This is a genomic window from Treponema vincentii (assembly GCF_018336815.1).
Classification (GTDB): Bacteria; Spirochaetota; Spirochaetia; order Treponematales; family Treponemataceae; genus Treponema.
Map to the genome: position 1 here is coordinate 2455406 of NZ_CP050497.1, position 22525 is coordinate 2477930.

General features: G+C 39.9%; 25 protein-coding genes. All 25 read right to left on the minus strand.

Going from position 1 to position 22525, the window contains the following annotated elements:
* Positions 1-31: 31 nt before the first annotated feature.
* The gene (locus GWP40_RS11225; protein ID WP_212565388.1) at positions 32-1183 is read right to left on the minus strand and encodes a LegC family aminotransferase; all 1152 of its coding nucleotides are present in this window, start codon (positions 1181-1183) and stop codon (positions 32-34) included.
* A 3-nt stretch (positions 1184-1186) separates the two neighbouring features.
* Positions 1187-2017 carry a polysaccharide biosynthesis protein gene (locus GWP40_RS11230; protein WP_212565389.1) on the minus strand — a complete coding sequence of 277 codons (831 nt, stop codon included), beginning with the start codon at positions 2015-2017 and terminating at the stop codon, positions 1187-1189.
* Entirely contained in the window at positions 1965-2402 is a 438-nt protein-coding gene (locus tag GWP40_RS11235; RefSeq protein ID WP_212565390.1) for a polysaccharide biosynthesis protein, read from the minus strand. The genes GWP40_RS11230 and GWP40_RS11235 overlap by 53 nt, the downstream gene beginning before the upstream one ends.
* Before the next feature lie 16 nt (positions 2403-2418).
* Positions 2419-3819: an oligosaccharide flippase family protein gene (locus GWP40_RS11240; RefSeq protein ID WP_212565391.1), complete on the minus strand. Its 1401-nt coding sequence runs from the start codon at positions 3817-3819 to the stop codon at positions 2419-2421.
* A 32-nt stretch (positions 3820-3851) separates the two neighbouring features.
* Positions 3852-5636: a DUF6044 family protein gene (locus GWP40_RS11245; RefSeq protein WP_212565392.1), complete on the minus strand. Its 1785-nt coding sequence runs from the start codon at positions 5634-5636 to the stop codon at positions 3852-3854.
* 37 nt (positions 5637-5673) lie between these two features.
* Entirely contained in the window at positions 5674-6237 is a 564-nt protein-coding gene (locus tag GWP40_RS11250) for an HAD-IB family phosphatase (RefSeq protein WP_212565393.1), read from the minus strand.
* Between the two features lie 240 nt (positions 6238-6477).
* Positions 6478-7002 carry a UbiA family prenyltransferase gene (locus GWP40_RS11255; RefSeq protein ID WP_212566609.1) on the minus strand — a complete coding sequence of 175 codons (525 nt, stop codon included), beginning with the start codon at positions 7000-7002 and terminating at the stop codon, positions 6478-6480.
* Positions 7003-7115: 113 nt separating this feature from the next.
* A complete protein-coding gene (locus tag GWP40_RS11260) occupies positions 7116-8099 on the minus strand; it encodes an NAD-dependent epimerase/dehydratase family protein (RefSeq protein WP_212565394.1) in 984 nt (327 codons plus the stop codon).
* Positions 8100-8108: 9 nt separating this feature from the next.
* Positions 8109-8465 carry a DMT family transporter gene (locus GWP40_RS11265; RefSeq protein ID WP_230974440.1) on the minus strand — a complete coding sequence of 119 codons (357 nt, stop codon included), beginning with the start codon at positions 8463-8465 and terminating at the stop codon, positions 8109-8111.
* A gap of 52 nt (positions 8466-8517) precedes the next feature.
* Positions 8518-8817, minus strand: a complete 300-nt coding sequence (locus GWP40_RS11270; protein WP_212565395.1) for a nucleotidyltransferase family protein — start codon at positions 8815-8817, stop codon at positions 8518-8520.
* Positions 8818-8820: 3 nt separating this feature from the next.
* Entirely contained in the window at positions 8821-9249 is a 429-nt protein-coding gene (locus tag GWP40_RS11275) for an HI0074 family nucleotidyltransferase substrate-binding subunit (protein ID WP_212565396.1), read from the minus strand.
* A 40-nt stretch (positions 9250-9289) separates the two neighbouring features.
* Positions 9290-9784, minus strand: coding sequence for an acyltransferase (locus GWP40_RS13475; RefSeq protein WP_212565397.1), 495 nt, complete (start codon positions 9782-9784; stop codon positions 9290-9292).
* A gap of 6 nt (positions 9785-9790) precedes the next feature.
* Complete coding sequence (locus tag GWP40_RS11285) at positions 9791-10912, minus strand: DegT/DnrJ/EryC1/StrS family aminotransferase (RefSeq protein ID WP_230974441.1); 1122 nt, start codon at positions 10910-10912, stop codon at positions 9791-9793.
* Between the two features lie 15 nt (positions 10913-10927).
* Positions 10928-12025 carry a Gfo/Idh/MocA family protein gene (locus tag GWP40_RS11290; protein WP_212565398.1) on the minus strand — a complete coding sequence of 366 codons (1098 nt, stop codon included), beginning with the start codon at positions 12023-12025 and terminating at the stop codon, positions 10928-10930.
* Positions 12026-12074: 49 nt separating this feature from the next.
* Positions 12075-12179: an AAA family ATPase gene (locus tag GWP40_RS11295; protein WP_212565399.1), complete on the minus strand. Its 105-nt coding sequence runs from the start codon at positions 12177-12179 to the stop codon at positions 12075-12077.
* Positions 12180-12611: 432 nt separating this feature from the next.
* Entirely contained in the window at positions 12612-13118 is a 507-nt protein-coding gene (locus GWP40_RS11300) for a hypothetical protein (RefSeq protein ID WP_212565400.1), read from the minus strand.
* Positions 13106-13435, minus strand: a complete 330-nt coding sequence (locus tag GWP40_RS11305; protein ID WP_212565401.1) for a nucleotidyltransferase domain-containing protein — start codon at positions 13433-13435, stop codon at positions 13106-13108. Before GWP40_RS11305 ends, GWP40_RS11300 begins: the two co-directional genes overlap by 13 nt.
* Positions 13417-14634, minus strand: a complete 1218-nt coding sequence (locus tag GWP40_RS11310; protein ID WP_212565402.1) for an ATP-binding protein — start codon at positions 14632-14634, stop codon at positions 13417-13419. Before GWP40_RS11310 ends, GWP40_RS11305 begins: the two co-directional genes overlap by 19 nt.
* Before the next feature lie 138 nt (positions 14635-14772).
* Positions 14773-16623: a 2-aminoethylphosphonate aminotransferase gene (locus GWP40_RS11315; RefSeq protein WP_212565403.1), complete on the minus strand. Its 1851-nt coding sequence runs from the start codon at positions 16621-16623 to the stop codon at positions 14773-14775.
* A gap of 1 nt (position 16624) precedes the next feature.
* Complete coding sequence (gene aepY, locus GWP40_RS11320) at positions 16625-17752, minus strand: phosphonopyruvate decarboxylase (protein WP_212565404.1); 1128 nt, start codon at positions 17750-17752, stop codon at positions 16625-16627.
* Positions 17753-19054 (minus strand): phosphoenolpyruvate mutase, encoded by a 1302-nt coding sequence (aepX, locus tag GWP40_RS11325; protein ID WP_212565405.1) that lies wholly within the window; start codon positions 19052-19054, stop codon positions 17753-17755. It abuts the gene before it with no gap.
* A gap of 102 nt (positions 19055-19156) precedes the next feature.
* Entirely contained in the window at positions 19157-19345 is a 189-nt protein-coding gene (locus GWP40_RS11330; protein ID WP_212565406.1) for a hypothetical protein, read from the minus strand.
* A 69-nt stretch (positions 19346-19414) separates the two neighbouring features.
* Positions 19415-19807, minus strand: coding sequence for a VanZ family protein (locus tag GWP40_RS11335; RefSeq protein WP_212565407.1), 393 nt, complete (start codon positions 19805-19807; stop codon positions 19415-19417).
* Between the two features lie 283 nt (positions 19808-20090).
* Positions 20091-20477, minus strand: a complete 387-nt coding sequence (locus GWP40_RS11340) for a PUR family DNA/RNA-binding protein (protein WP_212565408.1) — start codon at positions 20475-20477, stop codon at positions 20091-20093.
* A 106-nt stretch (positions 20478-20583) separates the two neighbouring features.
* Complete coding sequence (locus GWP40_RS11345; RefSeq protein ID WP_212565409.1) at positions 20584-22506, minus strand: phosphoglucomutase; 1923 nt, start codon at positions 22504-22506, stop codon at positions 20584-20586.
* Between the last annotated feature and the right edge of the window lie 19 nt (positions 22507-22525).

Genomic DNA, 22525 nt, shown 5'->3' on the forward strand with positions numbered 1-22525 from the left:
AATTGATCGTCTATTCATAATGCGCCTATATCTATTTTATACAATCGATTCTTACTCCGCTCGGAATGTTCACAACCCTCTCTGCAAACCATTCGGCATTGGTCAGATCACCGCATTCACAATCTTTAAACATAGGTAAGTGATTCATAAGTTCCCAAATAGGACGAGTCATTACACCGGCATCGTTCGTTGCTGTTAAAAATTCTTGTTGTTTTGCTTTATTTTCACATATAACCGCATTGAGCCAGAAATTCGAATGCGTACTGTTCGGTTCATCAAAAAAAGTAATATCGGAGCCTTCAAAAAATGCCTTGTACCGCATAGCTGTTTCCCGTTTATTTTTTAAGAACACATCAAGATTTTCAAGCTGGGCACATCCTAATGCAGCATTAATATTCGGCATACGATAATTATATCCAATTGCATCATGCTTAAATTCCCACCGATGAGGAATTTTTGCCTGTGTTGTAATATGTTTTGCATAGGAGCCGAGCTTCTCATCCTGAAAAAGCAATATCCCGCCGCCGCCGGTTGTAATTGTCTTATTACCGTTAAAACTGATAACACCGATTTTACCGAATGTTCCGGTATGCTGCCCTTTATAAAAGGATCCGATGCTTTCAGCAGCATCTTCAACTAATTCCAATTTCCAATCATTACAAACCTGTACAAGTTCATCGAGCTTAACAGGATGCCCAAAGGTGTGCATAGGCAAACAAGCTTTAATGCGCCTACCGGTTTGTTTGTTAAAACATTCATTATTTTTAATTAGAGCATGTTCTTTCAGCCATTCAACCATCTTTACAGGATAAAGCCCCATTGTTTCCTTATCAACGTCTAAAAATACCGGATGGGCATAACAATAAGAAATAGCATTTGCTGTTGCAATAAATGTCAACGGTTGTGTAATAACCTCATCATTCATTTCAACGCCCGCAAGTTTAAGCGCTATTGCAATGCCATTCGTGCCATTAACACACACAACGGCCCGCTTAGCTCCCGTATATTCTGCCATATCTTTTTCAAACCGATCCACGAACGCACCGACACTGGAAACATAGGAGGTGTCAATACACTCCGCAAGATATTTTTTTTCGTTGCCGATAAAAACCGGTGCGTGCAGCTGTACGGAATCAGCATTATAGAGCTTTTTGATAAAAGTAATAACTTCATTAATATTCATAATTTACATTCTCCCATCTAAATTCTTATACTTTTCTTCGTGTTCAAAATTTGGTAGAAATTTCTTTAAGAGTGCTATAATCTCCGCTTTTTTCAGCGTATCGTTATTAAACAATCGCTCCAGTTCAAAAATAAATTCATTAATTTCAGTGGATGAACGCTTTTGTATACCCGTAATAACACCCAGTGCGGAAAACTTATTCATATCAACCGTTTCTGTTTGGGTAAAGAACTCTTCATAAGGTTTCTCTCCTGTTGTATCTGAAACAGAAAAATAAACAGGATAATCCCTACTACCTCTAAACAGTTGTAAGGCCTTCTCTTTTGCCTCTTCTTCCGAACTGCACTTACATACGGTATAACCCAACTCGTGTAATAATTTTTCTGCAATATCGGAAAAAGTCATTGTTGAAACTTGATCCAGCTTTGGGAAATATACCTCACGATTATGCCCAAGCATACAAGCAAGCATACAAATTTCGCCACTCTCTTTCGGAGAAACAAAATACCGCTTGACATCAGTTGGAGCAGAAATCGGCTGATATTTAGCTATGCGTTCTAAAAATCCTGCCGGTAACGAACCGTTTGAAAAAGCCACATTCGCAAAACGTGCCGTTTTAACGGGGAAATAATCGGAGTATGAAAAAATTAAATCCTCCATTATTCTTTTACTTGCACCCATTACGTTCACAGGATTTGCAGCCTTATCCGTAGAAACACAGAAAAATGCTGCTGGAGGAAATTCTTTTAACAAATCCAATAACTTTTTCGCATTTATAATATTATTTTTTGAGCAAAGCTTCAATAGAATATATATCTTTTTCAGTTCTGACATGCTTATGTGCAGAAAAATTTGCTACGATATCAAAGCCTTTCCTCGCTCTCAATATCTTCTCAAAGACAACATCCGCATAATTAATCGGGTACGTAGCATAGTCATCGGGAATAAACAACCCCTTTGTGCTTCGTAAATCTCGCGTCAATTCCGCAAGCTCATTTTCGTTTGTATCAACTACGACAAGGGTGCGGGGCTTAAACGGTAAACACGCTTTAATGAAAGAACTTCCAATACTGCCTGCCCCTCCAATTACGAGCATTGTTTTTCCTTCAATACAAGCACTCAACTGTTTTGTATTTGCACGAATATCAGAAGCAAAAAGACTTTCTTTCCGCTTTATTACATATTCTGAAATAAAATTTTCTATATTAAAATCAACCATAAAGACTCCTTCCTTTTTAAAACAATGCCCTTTGTTTAATAATACGCAATAAAAGGAATACCCCTAAACAGGTTGCGACTGCCCATCGTATATACCAAAACGATAATGTAAAATAATATAAGATAGCAACGCACAGAACGGGTACGAGACCGCACAGATAAAACCTAAAATGATATTCCAAATTTTTTATAACATACCGCGCAATAATGTCATGAAAAAGAAATAAGAACACAAACGAAACAACCGTTGCAATGGCCGCCCCCATATCTCCATATATGGGAATCAGCAAGAAATTTAGACCAATATTAATACCGGCAGCTACTAAAGTACCTAATGATATATAGATAGTTTTTTGATAAAAAAACTCATGATTAGCAGGAAAGGCATACAAAAAATTGAAATAGTACGCCAATACAATAAGCGGAATAAGGCGGATTCCCTTCCAATAGGCCGATGGGGCCATAATTTTATACACCTCCGGTGCTAATAGTAAAAACCCCATAGTTAGCACGGAAAAAAGCGTCATATACCGACCAGCCTTTTCCAAAATGAGATTTCCGTTGTTATCCTTCTTATACTCATAGTAAAAAGGTACCCACGAAGTATTCAAGGCTCCCCAAATCGAAGAAATAATAAGAGCTAAGCTGTATCCTACACTGTATATACCAACACTTTCCTCTCCAACAAACTTCTTCAGCATAATTCTATCACTTTGGGATAGAATCAGCCCCCCCGCACCATGAAGGATAAGCGGCAGAGTCAATTTTAAACAATATTGCCAATAGTCTTTATTATAAAAACATCGACCATTCCTATATAGAAAAACTAAAAAAATACATGCCGACAAAATTTGGGGAATAGCAGCACCATATATCTTTCCTCGATATTTTTCCTCCTGAAAAAAGTAAATAAAAATGAGCGACAGACAAACACTTACGACAGCTATTAACACTCCAAAAATAGCATTCTTTTCAACATCTTTAAATTGCATCCATTTTGTCGTATAAAAGTTAACAATAAAAACGCAAAAACTATGAATGGGCAGCAGAATTACAAACCCCTGCTGTATACCCAAAATCCTTGATAATGGACGTACCCAGATTATACAAATACTCAAAACACAAGCAAAAGAAAGGAAGCTTAAGGTCATAATTGCAGATAAGTACATATCTATTGTATTTTTTTCATACGTAATACGGGCATTTGCAATAGAACCATAAGTTTGCAGTCCGATAAATAACATAAATAAGCCCTGCCATGCCGTATAAACAGCGACGATACCATAATCAGATGGACTTAAAAGACGTGTAAATATTGGAGCAGTAAAAAACGATATCCCTTGTAAAACGAAACTCCCAAACACATTAAAAATAACAACGCGGGAAATCGACTTATTTTTTGAAAAAACATCAACCATTTAGCCCTACTTAAAAAGCTCAATACATTTAACTACAAAACTTTATACACATGAATAGTATATATGCTATTTTTATGCGTATAAGTTTCCACTAAATGTAATTTTAAGACAGCAGCGTTAGTAATCACCGGCCTTGATAAGATATACTTGACATTAAAAGTATCTTTCAAAATATTCATATCTACACGTAAAGCCGCAGGTTGAGGATTTTTATTACGGGTTGGCGCATAAAAATCAGCTCCGCCATTATATAAGTACATGCGTCCACCCCAACTATTATAATAGTCTCTCATTTCAGGATTCACTGCAAATTCAGGCTCGAGCAGTTTTCCGAATTTCCTCATATATGAAAGAGGAATAATACTATTATAGCCATCGACCGTGTGGAAGCCGTTATACATTAGTACCGCAGGATGATAGCCAAAAGCGACTACATTTTCATTGGCATATCCAATGTCATGCTTTATATCATTAAACAACTCAATATCAAAGAACTCTTTATAAGAAATAAAATCATCAGAGCTATAGACAAATTTTTTAGAGATTGTCTTATCTATATGGATGACTTTATCAAGACCTGTTTTATAAACAATTTCGTTATACCATGTTTTAATAGTATCATTATACTCTGTCGGGGAAAATAAAACATAGCATAATTGCAACAAAACAACGGTATAGCCAAGCCATTTTTTATTAAATATAGCATTAATCTGTACAGCAACTAACGCAAACAAAATATACCAAACCGGAATATTCAAAACCCAAATTCTTCCCCAATTAAACCCTGATAAAGGAGGAATGACAGTTTCAACAAATGTGCTGATAGAATTATTTTCATACAAAGCCGCAATGAATGAAAAAGAGATAAGTATACAAAATAAAAATAATATTATGTGAATATTTTTCCTACTGATATTTTCAAATTGCGTTTTTATCCGTTTTACCCAAAAAGATAAAAAATATAAAAGTAAAAAAATAAATGCAAACGGGATTATGATTTTTCTTTGTAAAGAAGCAAAATGATACCAACCATTCAAAAAATAATTTTTAAACCATAGCAAAACATTACCGTCGCCCAGAGCAAATATTGACCTATTTAACGGCTCCTTTATTACCAAGGCATGATAGAATAATTTAAATTCAACAAGGATATACCCAGTACACAAAACAAAAAAGGCAACAAACAGATTGATATTTATTTTTTTAGATCGTATTAATAAAATTATGGAAACAAGCAGCCATAACCCTATAGCAAATATGCCGACAAAAGCAAAATTTGAAATAAGTGGAAAAAATAAAAGGAGTATATATTTTTTGTTAAATCTGGCATTTTGTTTGATTATATCTAAAAATGTAATTACTAAAATTGGTATAGAGGAAATAGCAACAGCTGACCAATAATATTTAGGCAATACAGCAAAAATTATAGAGATAACAACCGCTATAAAATCATCTTCTATTCCAAGCCTTTTTAATAAGATAAGCATAGATACGAAACCTACAATAATTGCAATATAATAATTAATCATATAGGCAAAGAAAGTAGGTAAAAGACAAAAGATAGCAGAATATAAAGAATAATTAACCTGCATAAAATACAAAGTTGACAAATTATTAAAGGATGGTGTGGGACTATTAAGCGTAAAAAAAGAGTCATTATCCTTGATCATTTTCGCCCATGCAGCATTGGAGTCCAAATTATCGTGTATGGAAATGATAGAATTCTCACCGATAAACGCCGGAAATACAAGAAAAACAATCACAAGCAGCAATATTATACGCAATAAATATCTCTCTTTCTTTTTTAATTTCAACATAAAAATCCTCAATAATAAAAATTTATGATTCACAAATTCAGCTTAGACACCATTTTTGTACTTGATTTCTTTTAACAAAATACGCATTTCCAGCTAGCAAAGCCATAGGCAAATCAGATTTTGAATCGGAGTAGAAATTTTCAATTTCTATTTTCCCAAATTTTTCTTTAAATAAAATCGGCTTAACAGTTCCATAACAGTTTTCACCTAGAATATTCCCCGTCTTTTGGTCCATATTTGTGGCTATTAAATTATTTATACCAATTTTTTTACATATTGGGCGAAGCAAAAAATCAGGAGATGCGCTTATAATGCAATCATCTGAAGCCTGCATCTCTTTGTACCATCCTTTAATTTTATTTTCATTCTCAATCCAAAAAGAGAGAATACAAGCATCTATATCCTTTATTCCTTGTAAAAATTTAAAAAACAATTTCTTAAATTCTTTTTTATCAACAAATTTAAATATATATAAAAACAGACCGCTAACTTGCAAAGGAAAAAAGCGAATAAGCTTTATATCATTTTTTAAACAGAAAAGCCAAAAATTGATTGAACTGTCTCCATCATAAATCGTTCCGTCAAAATCAAATACATTCATAATAGATATATAATTCCAAACAACATACATAAAAACAACAAACAAAAAGCCAGTATCTTTTTATCTGCAAAAACAACTTCAACAGGATCTCCATCATAGGAACTTTCGATATCAAGACTATATTGCATAAATATAATAATAACCACAGGCACAGTTAAAATCATATATGGATTAGGGTACTCCTTAGCCCACAGAGCATAAAACACACAGGTCATACCCAAACACAGATACATAAATTTATCAAGAAAGTTGAATGTATATTTTTTGCAAAACGGCACGAGTCACACCATCGATGCCGCTCTCAACCATTTTAATTTCATTTCTACGCTTCCCTAGACCTAAATAAAAAGCAGCCGAAACAATCGTCAAATACAACCATGAAGAAACATAGGTTCCAGCAAGAAGAGCACCAAACATAACCCTGATTAAAAACCCTGCTGTTAAAATAGAGATATCTATAATCGGAATGTCTTTAAGACCCAAACTATATGCCAAATTCAAAATAAAATATAACAACAAATTAAACAAAGCAAAAAAACTGATATGATGAAATACAATTAGATAAAAAAGCAATCCTATAGAAATAAAAAAACAACATACAGCATACACAAAACCCTCTGCTATCGAAATTTTTCCGCTTGCAAAAGGTCTGTTTTTTTTAGTTGGATGAAGTTTATCTTTTTCTACATCCTTAGCATCATTTATTATATATATTGTTGAAGCAATAAGGCTAAACGAAATAAAACCAATTAAAACATATAGTATTCTCTGCCCCCCCCCCCTTCATCCCGCATAAATATAAGCGGAACAAAAACAAGAAAATTTTTTATACAGTGTTTTAGACGAAGGAGCTTTAATATATTTCTAAATTTCCCCATTTAAATCTTACTGTCTCTCCTTTTCGTTTCCGAATACATCCTATATGCATCTATTAACATATCATCATCACTATATTTAGGCTGCCAGTCCAAATCTTTTTTAGTTTGTGAAATATCAAGAATATACTCCTCATCGGCTATCATAAATTGTTCGGGATACATAATCGTTAGTCCTATTTTATCAAAAAGAGCAAGTATTAGTTTTACAAAACCTCCCGGCGTATGAATAACAGATGAAGAAGAGCCTGCATACTGTATAACCTTTTCTAAAAGAATCGTAATATTAGGCGGAGATTCCGATCCGAGATTGTACTCCTTATTAGGGATATCTTTTTCAAGAGCACAAATAATTGCTGAAACACAATCAAAGACCGAAATCATTTGATAATGATTTTTACCACTTCCGATCGTAGGCACAGGAAGACCTAAATCAATCAGTTTAAATAGCTTAACAAGGATACCAAACCGTCCAGGTCCAATAATCATTCTAGGTCTAAAAATTGTTATATTTATCCCTTTTTTGCGAAATTCACGGCAAATATCTTCACAGGCTTTTTTACTTTGTCCGTAAGGACCAAAAGGATTCTGCGGATGATTTATATCAACCGGAAGATATTGAGGCTTGCCGTATGTCATATCCGTTGTAAACATAATATAGCTAAGACATTTTCTTTCATACATTACCTCTAGGATATTTTGAGTTCCTGTAGTATTGGTATCAAAAAAATAATCATGGCGATTTTGGGGTACTCTGTTGTGATACTGATTCGCAGCCAAATTTATAACAGTATCGCACGAAGCAAATGAAAGATTTTCTATTTGTCTTTTATCACGAATATCGACATGAACATAGTCAGCCTTCTCATTTATTTGGCTATCCAGAACTTCATGAATATCACAAACGGTTACCGATTCATTCCTGTTTAACAGTTCATTTGCAAGATAACGCCCAACAAAACCATTACCACCAAAGATATAATACATTTAATTTCCTTAACTTCTTGAAATAAGAACAACACCAATACAGATAACTGCAATCCCCGCAATACGAACCGGCGAAAGAGATTCCTGAAAAAACAAGTAACCGGCAACTGCCGAAAGCACATATCCTATACTGAGGAACGGATATGCAAAACTGACTTGAACCTTTGAAAGAACAGACATCCAAAGGATAATACTTACTGCATAACAAAACATTGCAATCCAAAGCCATATATTGCTTGCTAAAAGCCCTATATTGTAAGCCATTCGAAGCATGTTCATTTCACCGACTTGAAGCATTCCTTTTCTAATAAACAGTTGGGCACAGCAGTTAAGACAAACACTTAATAAAATAACACCTATATTCATTTTATCAATCCTTTTACAAAACACAAATATTTTTGATATTTTTCAACAACCGCTACTTTAACACCACACCGTATTCATCGATATGCTTGATTAAATCCTTATGGTTCAATTTAGCATAAGCAACAAAGTCAAAAAAATAGGGTAGGCATGTTTCCTCTTCAATTTCCGACTTCAAATGCGCTGCCAAAAAAGAATCTACTTTATTACCTTTTAATGCAATGTCCACATCCGAACCCTGCTTATACGTTCCTAATGCACGCGAACCGAATAAAACAGCTTCCTCAATTTCGCTATGCCGTGCAATGTAACTTAAAATGATTTTGATATGCTCTTCTGGCAAACCGTACCGCATACGCTAAAGTTCCGCTCGCAGTGTATCATTAAGTTTTTCAACTTCAGGTAAAAAGCTTTCAATCACAAAATCATTAAGCTCTCCAAGAAGGGAAACATCATAGACATGACTCGTAAGATTTCTCACTTCAAGAGCTTTTAACCAAACTTCTCCATTTTCAATTATTCCATCTTGAAAGGCTTGACGGAATGCTCTCTTTCCCGTTTGAACTTCCGTATACCCTTCACTTTCAAGATAGTCTTTTAACACCTTCCAAGAAAGCTCTATAAGAATTTCAAAAGCTTGTACCAATGCCATCTGAAAGGCATCATAATATTTTGAACCCTCAGGATGTTCCTCAACGTCCAAGCACCTTTCTTTAAAGACGATGAGGGCTTTTTCAAAATTTTGAAACCGCTGTTTCCAACGGATATTTTCCGTATCTTTCATCATTGCCTATGATAAATACTTTTCCAGAGGGCTTTCATCCCCTCTACTCCTTCTCCCCCGCCTCATTCACCGTGCCGTGCACCCGTGCGGGGTTTCCATAGACAAGGGTGTATGGCGGCACATCTTTTGTTACTACGCTTCCTGCACCGATTAACGCATATTCACCGACAGTTACTCCGCAAACAATCGTAGCATTTGCACCGATAGATGCGCCTTTTTTAATCAAGGTTTGTTTATACTCATGTTTGCGTTCAATAAAGGCACGGGGATTTATCACATTGGTAAACACACAGGACGGACCGCAAAAAACATCGTCTTCTATCACCACATCGTCATATAGCGAAACATTATTTTGAATCTTTACGCCATTGCCGATAACAGCCTTCCCGCCGATGTTAACATTCTGCCCGATGGAACATCTTTTACCGACTTTAGCGCCGCTCATAATGTGCGTGAAATGCCAGACCTTGGTTTCTTCTCCTATCTCCGCACCTTCATCAACATAACTCGATTCATGCACAAAATAATTTTTAGCCATATTCCCCTACCGCTTATAAAATACTTTTATTGCATCACAGGTATAGGCAATTTCATCTTGAGTCAACTCAGGGTACATAGGAAGAGCAAGTACGGAAGCACACAGTTTTTCGGCAACGGGGAAATCACCTTTCTTGTAACCGAGATACTTAAAGCACTCCTGTTCATGTAAGCACTTGGGGTAATACACCGTCGTACCTATTCCTTTTTCGGTAAGATATGCCTGTAACTCATCCCGGTTTTCAGCAAGGATATTAAACACGTAGTACACTTCTTTTCCCTTCGTTTTTACGACGGGAAGTTTTATCTGCCCTATATCTTTTAGCAAAACCCGATATTGCGCTGCGTGTTCAGCTCGCTTTGCAATCGCCTCATCAATATGCTTGAGTTTAACATTCAGAACGGCAGCCTGTAAGCTGTCAAGCCGAGAGTTATATCCGATATAGTCATGGTGGTACTTTTTTGTTGCTCCGTGGACACGCAAGCTTTTCGCTTTTAAGTAATACTCTTCGTTATTCGTAACGATCATACCGCCATCGCCGTAGCCGCCGAGCGTCTTGGTCGGAAAAAACGAATAAATCCCCATATCGCCGACAGTTCCTGACTGATGCAAAGCGCCGTTATACATATCCTGCATCCCGAAGGCCTCAGCTGCATCTTCTAACACACGGAGATTATGCTTTTTTGCAAGTGCCATACAAGCAGTCATATCCGCCGTTTGTAAGAATAAATGCACAGGCAATAGTCCGACCGTATTTTTTGTTATACGTTTTTTCGCATCCTGCATATCCATACAGAAGGTGTCTTCATCAATGTCGCAAAAAACAGGTTTACCGCCTAAGCGGGCAATACAGGAAGTGGATGCAAAAAACGTAAAAGCAGGTGTTATAACCTCTGCGCCGTTTTTAAAGCCAAGAATATCGGAAGCAATCACCAATGCGTCACTGCCGTTCGCAACCCCGACCACGTATTTTGCTCCGGTATACTGTTGTATTCCTTCTTCCAAACTTGCTACAGCTTTTCCTAAAATAAAATCCCCCGTTTCCAGCACTGAGGATAATGCCGTATCGAACTCATTTTTTAAATTTTTATATTCTCGTGTCGCAGTATAAAAAGGTACTTTCATCATCTTTCTCCTCTTAATCTATTTAAAGATACCCCTCATTTCCAACGTTGAAAAATCACACGGCAGCGTTACCGGCAATCCGGTTTTTTGAGATTTATAAATAGCCAAGATAATCTCTAAAGCTTTTTTGCCTTTTTCGCCCGAAACGAGCGGTTCACGATTATGTTCGATTGCATCGACGACATCTCTAAAAAGAGCCGTATGTCCGAAACCGTACACCGTCGGCGGGTCTTTTTCATTAGGATTAAGGACATTTTCTTCCGTGTCCCCTACCTGTTCCGCATCGGCAAAACGCCATGTTTCCATCTTATTAACCGCAAGCCCGCCGATCACAACGGAACCTTCCGAACCGAATAAGCTCAATGTTTCATTGAGATTTTTCGGATACACATCGGCAGTTCCTTCTATTATGCCAACAGCACCGGAAGCAAATTCTACAATCGCACAACCGAAGTCCTCTGCATCAATCGGACGGATAAACCGGCGGGTTTGCGCCTGCACGCGGACAGCATCTTCCCCCATCATCCATTGCAAAAGATCAATACCGTGCGTACACTGGTTCATCAGAGTACCGCCGTCCTGCTCCCACGTACCGCGCCACTTTGCCTGTTCGTAGTAACCTTCATTTCGGTTCCAGCGCACTTGGATCATTCCGTGCAGCATTTTACCGAAACGGCCTTTTTGATATGCTTCACGTGCTTTTACCACCGGTGCATTAAAGCGATTCTGAAAGCACACTGCCAATGTTTTACCGTGTTGTTTTGCCGTATCAATCATCGCTTGTGCATCAGCTGTAGAAAGCGCCATCGGCTTTTCGCAAATTACATGAGAGCCATTCTGCAAACAATGCACCGCAATATCCTTATGCTTACCGGATTCGGTCGCAATCGTTACTATCTCCGGTTTACACGTCGCAAGCATTTCTTTATAGTCGGCAAATACTTTCACCATTGCATTCGGCAGTGCTTTAGCGTACTCAGCTTTTTTCTCTTCTGCACGCTCCTGCACGGGATCGCAAACAGCAACTAAATCAACCTTATCCTGCATCGCAACAAATGCTTCAATATGCTTAAAACTAATTCGGCCGCAGCCGATTAACGCAATCTTATATTTCATTTTATATCCTTCTCTTAATTTCACTCCAAAGCCACATACTTAAATTTGCTTAATTATTGATTAACTGATACGCTTCTTGTGTTTTATCGATATACAGGTAATCTTCATTTCTAATTTGAGAAAACGTATGGATACCAACCGGTAGTTTTTTCATGGAGATGTTACCTCATTGCTCAAATATGCTCGCAATCGATATACTTACCCTTATAGGCATCTTTAAAAATATATTTTGGAGACAATCGTTCGAAAGTCAATCCATCACATTCCATTTTATCTTTAAGCGTCTTCCAAGCAAGACATTCAAGATTCATCCGAAAATTGCATTTGTAGAAATTGTCCTGCAGATAATCCAATCGCCTAACCGTAGTTTTTATGCTTACATCCATAAAACATCCTTATATAAATTAAATCTTACAGCTATAAGCATAAAAAGCCAACAAGAATTAAAGTTTTTATAGGTATAGGCACAAAAACAGCAATAAATTTAAAATCTTTAAAGACACAACCATAAAATAGTATAATCTATTTATACAACGTGTAAATTAACCCCAAGCCCCTCAAAAATGAAGTTTTTAGGGGAGGCTATTCATTTATTGGATAGCGGGCATTCCAAATCTTCCGTACCAAGCAGTTTTTCTGCCGTTACAGCAAGCTTCATGTATAGTGTCATAAATTTATCCCATGAAGCATAGAGTGCATTAACCGCATTGACAATATCTTCCGGCCGCTCGGGGTATTCATGGGCAAAACTATTTCTCAACGAACGGAAATACTGCCAGTCCTCAGCCGATGTTAAAATGTTAAATTTTTCAAGTTTATTGAGAATATCGATAAACGGATGCGCGGTTGTATCGCTTTCCAGCAAACTATATACAGCAGGGATTAACCGCAAACCAATGCAATCTTGCAACTTTGCAAACCGATAGAGGAATTGATCCAAAACAGCAGTTTGCTCATCGGATAATGCGTTCAGCCTCTCTTCTGTAATCGGAAAAAACGAATGCAAAGTTTGAAGCGCCACATCAATCCTGTGTATATGTTTTTTACATTCTTCCAGCGCAGAAGCGCATTTTAGTTTTGCTATTTCGTCCATAATACTACACCTTGCCGGTATGCATTCTGCACGATCAACCGCCCATCATCAGCGCCGGTTGTTGTAAGTAGATCAATCCGTTGCTCACCGAGCTTCAATTGTAGAGCCGCAGCCGTCTGTAATTTTTCTTCAAAGGCTACAGCAGAAGTAAGCGGCGTTTGCACCAGTATATCGATATCCCCGCCCCGCTTGCTATCATCAGCACGAGAACCGAATAGGATAATTTTTTCAGCTTGCGTAAAATGCCGACGAACGGAATCGATGATGATGCTTTTAGTTTCTTCAGACAGACGCATTGTTACCCAAAGTAGTCCCACGCAGGCATGATAGTTATCCTTTTATCTTCTTTTACAAAAAGATCACGAGAATCCCGCGTAAGAATAAGTCCTTCCCGAACCTTAAAGAAATCCATAGCTTTCAGAAGTCCGTTTAACTCTCGTTCGGTGTTATCGAGGTTCAGCTCTAAGCATACCTGAATGCACTGCGGTGCAAAAAGCGGATTAACGACAAAATCGCACTCGCACGCATCATCACTATAATAGTAGATTTGTTTATCGTCAAAAGTCCCGTACTTTCGGCGGAGTTCGTTAAACACAAAATTTTCTAAAATATGCCCCGAATTTTCGCTAAACGTAAGCCCTGCCGTCCGTATCAATCCGATATCGGTAAAATAAACTTTTTTTGGGGCAAGGCTCTGTGCTTTTTGCGACCATGCGAACTTAGGTACTAAACTCAACAAATATGCATTCTCAAAATATGAAAAATAATCAAGAATGGTCGTATGCGACTTTACTCCGGCGACTGTTTTCAGCTTACTGGGAGAAATCAGTGATGCCGCATTGGAAGCAAGATACACATACAGCCGTTGCAGCGATTTATCATCACTGACATTGTAGCGCACTGCTATATCCCGATATAAGATGTCCTTTTGAAGCTGCATAACAACTTCGGAATTATTCAGCTTGAGATACTCGGGAAAACCGCCTGTTTGAAAATAGCTTTCAAACGATTGAATACCTTTTTGTGCATGCGCAAAGCGCAGATACTCGGAATAAGAAAACGGAAACAACTCTTTTACGATATGCCGCCCGGTCAGTTTTGTTCCAAGTTCACGGCTTAAAAGGGAGGCATTAGAGCCTGTTAATACAACCTGAAAACCTTGATCCAGTTTTTGCCGCACGTACAATTCCCAATGCGCTGCGGCCTGTATTTCATCAAAAAAAATAAGACGACTGTTCGATTCCTCAATAACAGCATCCAGTATCGCATAGTCGGAAACGGAGAATTCCAACAGCCGTAAATCATCAAAATTCAGATAAAAAAACGGCTTATTGAGCTTCTTTACAAACTGCTGTAACAGAGTGCTTTTCCCGCACCGCCGAACACCGCATACCACAAACGCATGGGTCGTTATATCGGGGATATCCGCTAATGCATCTCGATAGGTTCCGTCATCGGTTTTCCGCAGTTTTTCGAGTTGTGTAAGATATATTTTCTTTAATTCTGCCTGTAACATTGTGAAGAAAATATATCAACAACTGCATGGTATGTCAATATCATCAACATATATATGCCAATAACGTTAACATATCACTAAACACAATACGCCCCTTGTAAAGGGCTGCATTATCAATGGGGGTGCCTTAAAAGTTGTTTACTTCCCTACCCCGATTCCATGCATATACTGTTCGAGTTTAACGGTAAAAGTACGCATTTCTTCAGGTTTGATATCACCGATATTTGCGATACGGAATGTATCAATATTCCCCAGCTTTCCCGGATAAATGGTAAAGCTGTGTTCAGCAGCAAAGTCATGCAGGGCATCAAAACTGTATTGAGGGGTCTTCGGCTCCAAAATTGCCGTAATAAAATGGCTTTGATGCTCCTCTTTTACCAGCATTTCAAGGCCAAGCTTTTTAACCGCTGCTACTAGTATATTCCAACACTCGGTATAGCGCTCATACCGTTTTTGAACGGTCTCTTGTTTGGTCTCTAAAACAGCCTGCCGTAATGCGTACATCGTTTGTACCGGCGGCGTAAACCGTGTTTGATGGGTCTTTGAAAAATACGCATATTGATCATACAGATTTAAATAATAATTGCGCATCGGATAGTCTTTGGTCTTTTCAAGCTCGGCTTTATTGCAGATAACAAATCCTACACCCGCCATGCCTTGAATATTCTTGTTGCTTGTGGAGGCCATAAAGTCTATACCGAGTGTTTTTAAATCCATCGGCATTCCGCAATAAGCGCTTACCGCGTCAACAATCGTAACCATGCCGTATTTTTTTGCCATAGGACAGATAATATGCAAGGGGTTAAGCAAGCCGGTTGTTGTTTCATGGTATACACATGCAAGATGAGTATACTTTTTCGATGCAAATACAGCTTCAAGTTTTTCCAAGTCGATAGGTTCATACGTTGAACTTTTATATACATCCATAGGGATTTTATATACTTGCGCGATTTTTGCCATCCGCGCCCCATACGAGCCGTTATCAATTACTAACAGCTTTCCGGTATCGGGCACACAGGAAGAAACCATGACTTCATCCGCACCGGTACCGGAGCATCCGAACATAACAGTTTCATATTCATCGGGATTGGTCTGAGGCGCCAGCGCAAACAGCTTCATTTCATCGCAAAGCCATTGCATTAAATTTCCGAATTCTTTTTCACGCGGACAAATATCTGCTGCGACTTGAGCATATTTAACACTATCGGTAGTTGTGGCAGGCCCCGGATTAAGAAGCACTTCGCGACGAACATTTCGCAGACTTTCATTTTCTACGATATGAGGATAAATATCATTTACTGCCATCGCCAAATGATCTTCATCGTCGATTTCCCGCCATACATAGTACTCACTTTTCTTTACCGCAACAGCGTCAGTCTCCGCAATTTTTAAAAGCGCATGCTCGTATTCCATTTTAGGTAAATCATTATGATGAGCCTTTGCGTACGCACACATGTTATTTAACACTTCTTTCGTCAATTTGGTAATACCGACAAGTTCACCTAAAATACTGTGTAAGTCCTGCTTCTTCTTAGATAGCCCTGTCAGGCGCATATCTGCATCAGCTTGAAGATACACCTCATCACCGGAATGCGTAGCGCCGCTCGCTAAAATAAGATTTTTCCGCTCATCATTTATCAGGGTAAATAATCCGATCGAATCATAAATCAAATCGGATTCCAGCAGTAAAAAGGAACCGGTAACCAAAGGTGCACAGCATTCAAGCGTTCCCATACTGCCGGTTTCAGCATAGCGCTCATTTTTTACCGTAATGATAGCCGGATATTTTTGGGCAAGACGGTCATAATATTCGTTGCAATGCCCCGTACCGATAATAATTTTTTCTATTCCTTGAGCAAGCAGTTTTTGTACCGATTGCTCTACAATTGCTGTTCCCCCTATTTCCAAAAAACCTTTCGGCATTGTTTTTGTCTTATCTTTTAAGCGGGACCCCAAGCCACCAGCCAAAATAACAGCTTCCTTAATCATACTATTTCTCCAGTAATGCCATAAAAGCTTTTTTATTTTCAATAGGAGATGATTTCGGTCTTCCTAAGTCAGGGCGCGCACCTTTAGATACCATCACCTCAATAAATACCGTACCGGGGCTTGCAAACGCGATTTTTAAATTTGACAGCAACGCTTCCGGCGCTGCAACGGATAGAGCTTGATCATATCCACATGCCAAAGCAACAGCACATAAGTTTATGTTCCGCGCTACAGTAGGCTGTCCGCCGACCGAATCATGAGCGCCGTTATTTAAAACGATATGCACCATGTTTTTCGGTTTTTGAGTACCGATTGTACTGAACCCTCCAAGGTGCATAAGAGCTGCGCCATCGCCGTCAATACAGATAACCGTCCTATCCCGCTTGCATAAAGCGATACCGAGCGCTATTTGAGAAGCATGTCCCATTGAACCGACCGTTAAAAAGTCCGTATTATGCTTTTGCTGATTTTTCTCGCGTAATTCATACAATTCACGAGATGCCATTCCGGTAGTCGAAACAAAAACTGCATCTGAAGGAGCATAAGCTATTATATGGGCTATAGCCTGTTCTCTCGTCATTTCAGCAGGGACAGAGTCGTTTGATTTAAGCGTATAGGGTGCAAAGCATCCTTTCCGCACTACAAGCGCAAACGGAGCATTTCTTTCTTTGACCATTTTATAGGCATGGGTAATTTGAACGGCTGCCTTTTCCTCATCGGCTTCCAAAATTACATACGGAATTTCCATTGCATCAAGAAGTGCACAAGTTACTTTTCCCTGCGTTATATGCTGCGGTTCATCATGAACACCGGGCTCCCCCCGCCATCCGATTACAAGCAATAACGGTACGGAATACACCGCCTTATCTGCAAGTGAAAGGAGCGGGTTAACCGTATTACCCAATCCGGAATTCTGCATATACACAAGCGGAATAGTATCGGTTGCAAAATAGTGCCCCGCTGCGAGTCCGACAGCACAGCCTTCATTTGCTGCAATAATGTGATGCGTTTTATCTGCCGTATCCGTTATATATGCACAGAAATTTTTTAACAAAGAATCAGGCACTCCGGTAAAAAAATCGGTACCGTTTTCCTGTAATAACGCATAAAAAAATTGAGGGCGTATCATTTATTTAGTCCCCGGAATTAATTCCAAAATATTTTTTATTGAAAGACACATATCATTCACTTCTAAAGAACGTTCAGCTTCTAAAATAGTCTTTGCGACTTTATACATTGCAGGATACGATGCCCGCAACATGTGATTCGCATAAATAATAACATTTGCTCCCCATGAAGCAAGCTCCGATTCGGTAAATTGATTATAGGTAGTGGGTACTAAAACGATCGGTACTTTTTTATATTCGCCTCTAAAGCGTTTACAGAATTCTTTAATATCTTCCCCTGTTTTCTCTTTACTGTGAATCATAACGCCATCGGCTCCGGCTTTTACATACGCAAAGGCACGTTCCAAAGCCTCATCCACAGAATGGCCTGCTATCAGAGATTCAAGGCGAGCAATAATCATAAAATCTTTGGTAACTTGTGCCTTTTTACCTTCCGCTATTTTATGACAAAAATCTTCTACCGGCGCCAATTCCTGCTTAGCTTCCGTACCGAATAAGCTGTTTTTCTTCAAACCGACTTTATCTTCTATTATAATAGCGGAAATACCGTTCCGCTCCAAAGTTCGAACGGTGAATACAAAATGCTCAGGTTTGCCGCCCGTATCACCGTCATAAATAATCGGCTTTGTCGTACATTCCAGAATATCCGTTAAACTTTGTAAACGAGTTGTAAGATCAACCGCTTCAATATCTGGCTTTCCCTTACTGGTAGAATCGGTGAGACTTGAAGACCACATTCCATCGTAACGATGAACACCATCTTCTTTTTGTACTTCAATATTTTCGATAATCAAGCCGGAGAGGCCGGAATGAGCTTCCATAATCCGCACAACCGGTTGTGCTTCGATAAGTCTCCGTAACGTTTTCATTCTAATTTCAGGCGTTGTCCCGATAGTATGCATATTAGCGGCAAGCGCCGTTGAATTAATTCCTTTCGTGTAAGGAATTTCAATCACCTGACCGCCCCACTCGTTCATTACTTGAAAAACTTCATCTCTGATCTTGCTTAAGGGGCCGGCTTGCCAATCATCACCGTGAATAATAAAATCCGGTTTTAATTTTTTTAAATTCGGAACATACGACCAGTCTTCTTGCGGAATGACTTCGCTTACGCCTTTAATATTCTCTATAACCTGTTTTCGTTGTTCATACGTCAAATACGGTAATCTTTTATGCGAAACAATAGCGCTATCCGTCAACACCCCAATAATAAGGCGTCCGTATTTTGCACCTTCTGCAATAATATTGATAATGCCGGGATGGATGATATCCCCGGTAATTCCCAAATATACTGTTTTTTCCATAGGTTACATTTCCCAAAAAACATCAAGCTTGTATCAAGCCTCATATTCGCCAATATCAATTAAATATTTTTAACACCGCACACAAAAATTCATAAAAACAGTCTATTTCTTAAAAGCATGTTCAAGAATATACATTTGCCCGCGCTTATAGATGGGATAATAATCTTCATACCAGTAGAGAGCGGTCATCGTATGCCTATGCAGCAAAACACTTTCCTTAGGCATCGCAAGGATAATTTCGGGTCTAGCATCAAAAAAGACCGTAAGTTTTTCTATAATTGCGGTATTCATTCGCGCCTTTTTCCTAAAAACAATATTCTCTAACGCATGAGCACAGGGGCATTACATGAGCTACATGAATCAAAACTCCAACCGATGTTTTAGCATCCCCAACCGTACAAGTGTTGCTAAGACAGCTCCGGTACAGTCGGCAAACCAGTCATATACGGAAGCATCGCGCCCGGGAACAAAGATTTGATGGATTTCATCAGAGATACCGTAACAAGCAGTAAAAAGGCAAACAAGCGTGAAATATTTAAACGGTTTTGCAAGCCATTTACCAGAAGCAAACCAATAGGAAAGCGTAAAAGCAAGACTCCCGAAAGCGCATGCATGCAAAAGCTTATCTAATCCATGAAAAGAAACGCTCTCCGGAATAGGCAGCTTTGACTGCGCAGAAAGGAGAAAGATTACAACGGCGATACACATTGACATACACCGCATAGTATATTCGATGATTTTTTTTGAAATCATGTCCGACACCTCCGAAATAAGATGAGGACATACCTCACCCATTCACACAACTGCTTTGATTTTTAAACAGGCTGTATGCCAATCAATAAAAATGACCGCCGCTGCTTTCTGTGCCGCCGAAACAGGCTCCATTCCGCATAAGGCTGATAATCGTAAACTACGGCAATATACACCAAGTTTAAGCTAAAAGCAAGATACGCAAGCTATGGTTTTTCGGATATTCAAAGGTTTTCTAAACGTATCGCTTATGAAATAAAGGGACAAAGACATCGAGGGAGACTTCCTATTCTGCCTCGTCTTTTTTGACAATGCGTACCTTCCGCGCGGGTTTCGGTTTTGTACTTGAGTTGTGCTTATTGATGATTTTCTTTTTTTCTCCGCCGGCTGTCTCTGCAGAAATACTCCGCTGCTTTTTCTCTCGTTTTTCCTTGAGCTGCTCTTTCCGTTTTTTTTCGATAAATTCAAGGCTTTCGTTAAGCCCCTGCAAAAAGGTTTGCATTTCATCCTGAAATACGACAATTGCATGGCGGTCAAAACCGGCGCCGTCAGTGTTTTTGCTTTCGACAATCTGCAAAAAAACATCACCCAGCCGATTCTCTTTCACATTAAAAAAATATGTCCGGTTCTCTACCGGAATTTGAGTGGTAAATAATTCTCCTCGAATTCCCATTCCGTTATCCTTCCCTTAAAAGCTACCGATAATTGCCGGAATGCATATAGCCAGTAAGACCATCAGCATTCCTTTACCGGCGCCGTAAAATTCGGCTACAGCTTTCTTAATTTTTTGCCGATACCGCCGCATCGGCTTTGCGTACCATATCTCCCTGCCACTGAACCAGATATTCTTCCGCTGCCTGATCATATCCTTTGATGTCTGCCATAATGCGGAATACCGGTTCGGTACCGGAACCGCGCATCCAGATAAAGGCAATCGGCATATAGCTTGCATTATAGAACTGCACTTTGAGGCCGCCCTTTGCGGAAACTCCAAAATCTCTGAGATTTTCCGTACAAACCGTTCCATTATACGCAAACACTTTACAGGCTGCTATACCGAACCGGTCTTTCAGCAGCTGTTTTTTATCCGCCCATTCCTGCATAAAAATCTTCTGATATGCCGATTTTAACGCAGTGTGGTCGGTTGTATGGATGTGCATCAGCGCCCGCGCTTCCTGCGTCGGGGTTGTCCAATAGCGGGGAAGCGTTGCAATAATATCCGCAAAGGTAAAGTCTTTCCGGTACTTTGCCGTTTGCCCCGACCGCTCGCACCAGATACGGAACGGGCAGGATGCGCTCGGCGTATCTTTTATGAGCAAGAGCTTACTGATAGCAAAGAGCGTATTCAGCGGGTCACGCACGGCGGCGGGGTAGGTGATATTCCCCCCGTTGGAGCCTTCGCCGAGTATCCGTACTTTGTAACCGTACCGGCGTGCATCTTCCGCTCGGTTTACTACATTGGCTTCGCCTACCTCCGCATAAAACACTTCCGCATCCAAGGCTTTTGCGATTTCGTTAATGCGGAGCGATGTCGGCCCGTTGACGGTAACCGCGAGAGGCGCGCTGATGTTACCGCTGTAGTGCAGATAACTCAGTTCCGCGATGACCGACAAAGCAAAGACTTCCTGCGCTTCAAGGATCAGCGCTTTTTGCTGTACCTCATCCCAGTAGATGATATTGCCGCGGTCTCCGTCGCAGTCGGGCATATAGCCGAACAACGTATTCTCCGCCTGTGCGGGATTGCTCCGGTGCAGTTCTTCGATCTTTGCAGCACAAGTTGCGAGGTTCCCCCCTTCGGGAATAATACCGTGGACGATATTTCCGGCCTGTTCCGCAATACCGACAAGCTGCATACCGAGCTTTTCAAAGAAAGCTCGGTCAACCGAAGCGGCGCGGGCGCTGCCGTTAAAGTCTGCAACCAGTGTAAACGGCTTCCCTGCTGCCGCAAGTTCGGTGCATTGAGCGCGGATGCCGTCAAAAAAACGCGCTTGTTCCGCGCTGTCTTTTGAATCGGCAATCACTTCCTGTAAAAAGTTTTGATAGGCTGCAAGCGCCGCTTGTTTATGCGCAGCCTCCGCCTCAAACACCATTTGTACCTGTGCCGGATTAGCCTGTTTGCGCAAGGCAGCCGCAGTATCTTGGTGTGCGGCGGCGCATTTTTGTGTGAATAAGGCTATCAGCCGCGTCGATTGACTTCCGTCCAGTACGCCCCCGGTATCCAACCCGAACTTAAAGCCGTTATGCCCGATGGGATTATGGCTTGCGGAAATATACATGAAAGCCGCCCCTGCAGCGCGCGCGTACGCCATAATCTCCGGCGCCGCTGCTATTCCAACCGATTGTACCGCTAAAGCCGCCGAACTTTTCACCGCGGAAGTAGCCGTAGCAACCGTTGCCATAGGCACATCCGAACCTGTTATCGCGGACGCAGCGGCAAACGCCGTTACAGCCTCTTTTAAAAGCGCTGCGCCGGTGGGACGGCTGTCGCGGGCTATGACTATCGTGCGGATTGCCGGAAACTCAGCTTGTAAGAATTCCGCAAATGATTGAGCGGCAAAGAAAACAATATCGCGGTCGGCGGCGGAAATTTCCGGCGCTCCGTCGTTTTCGCTTCCGGATTGAGCAAATACTTTGCGCCAGCCCGACGCCGATAGAATCATCTTTTCAAATGCATGCTGTAATTCAGGGTATGCTGTATTCATTGATATTCTCTCGTATCGA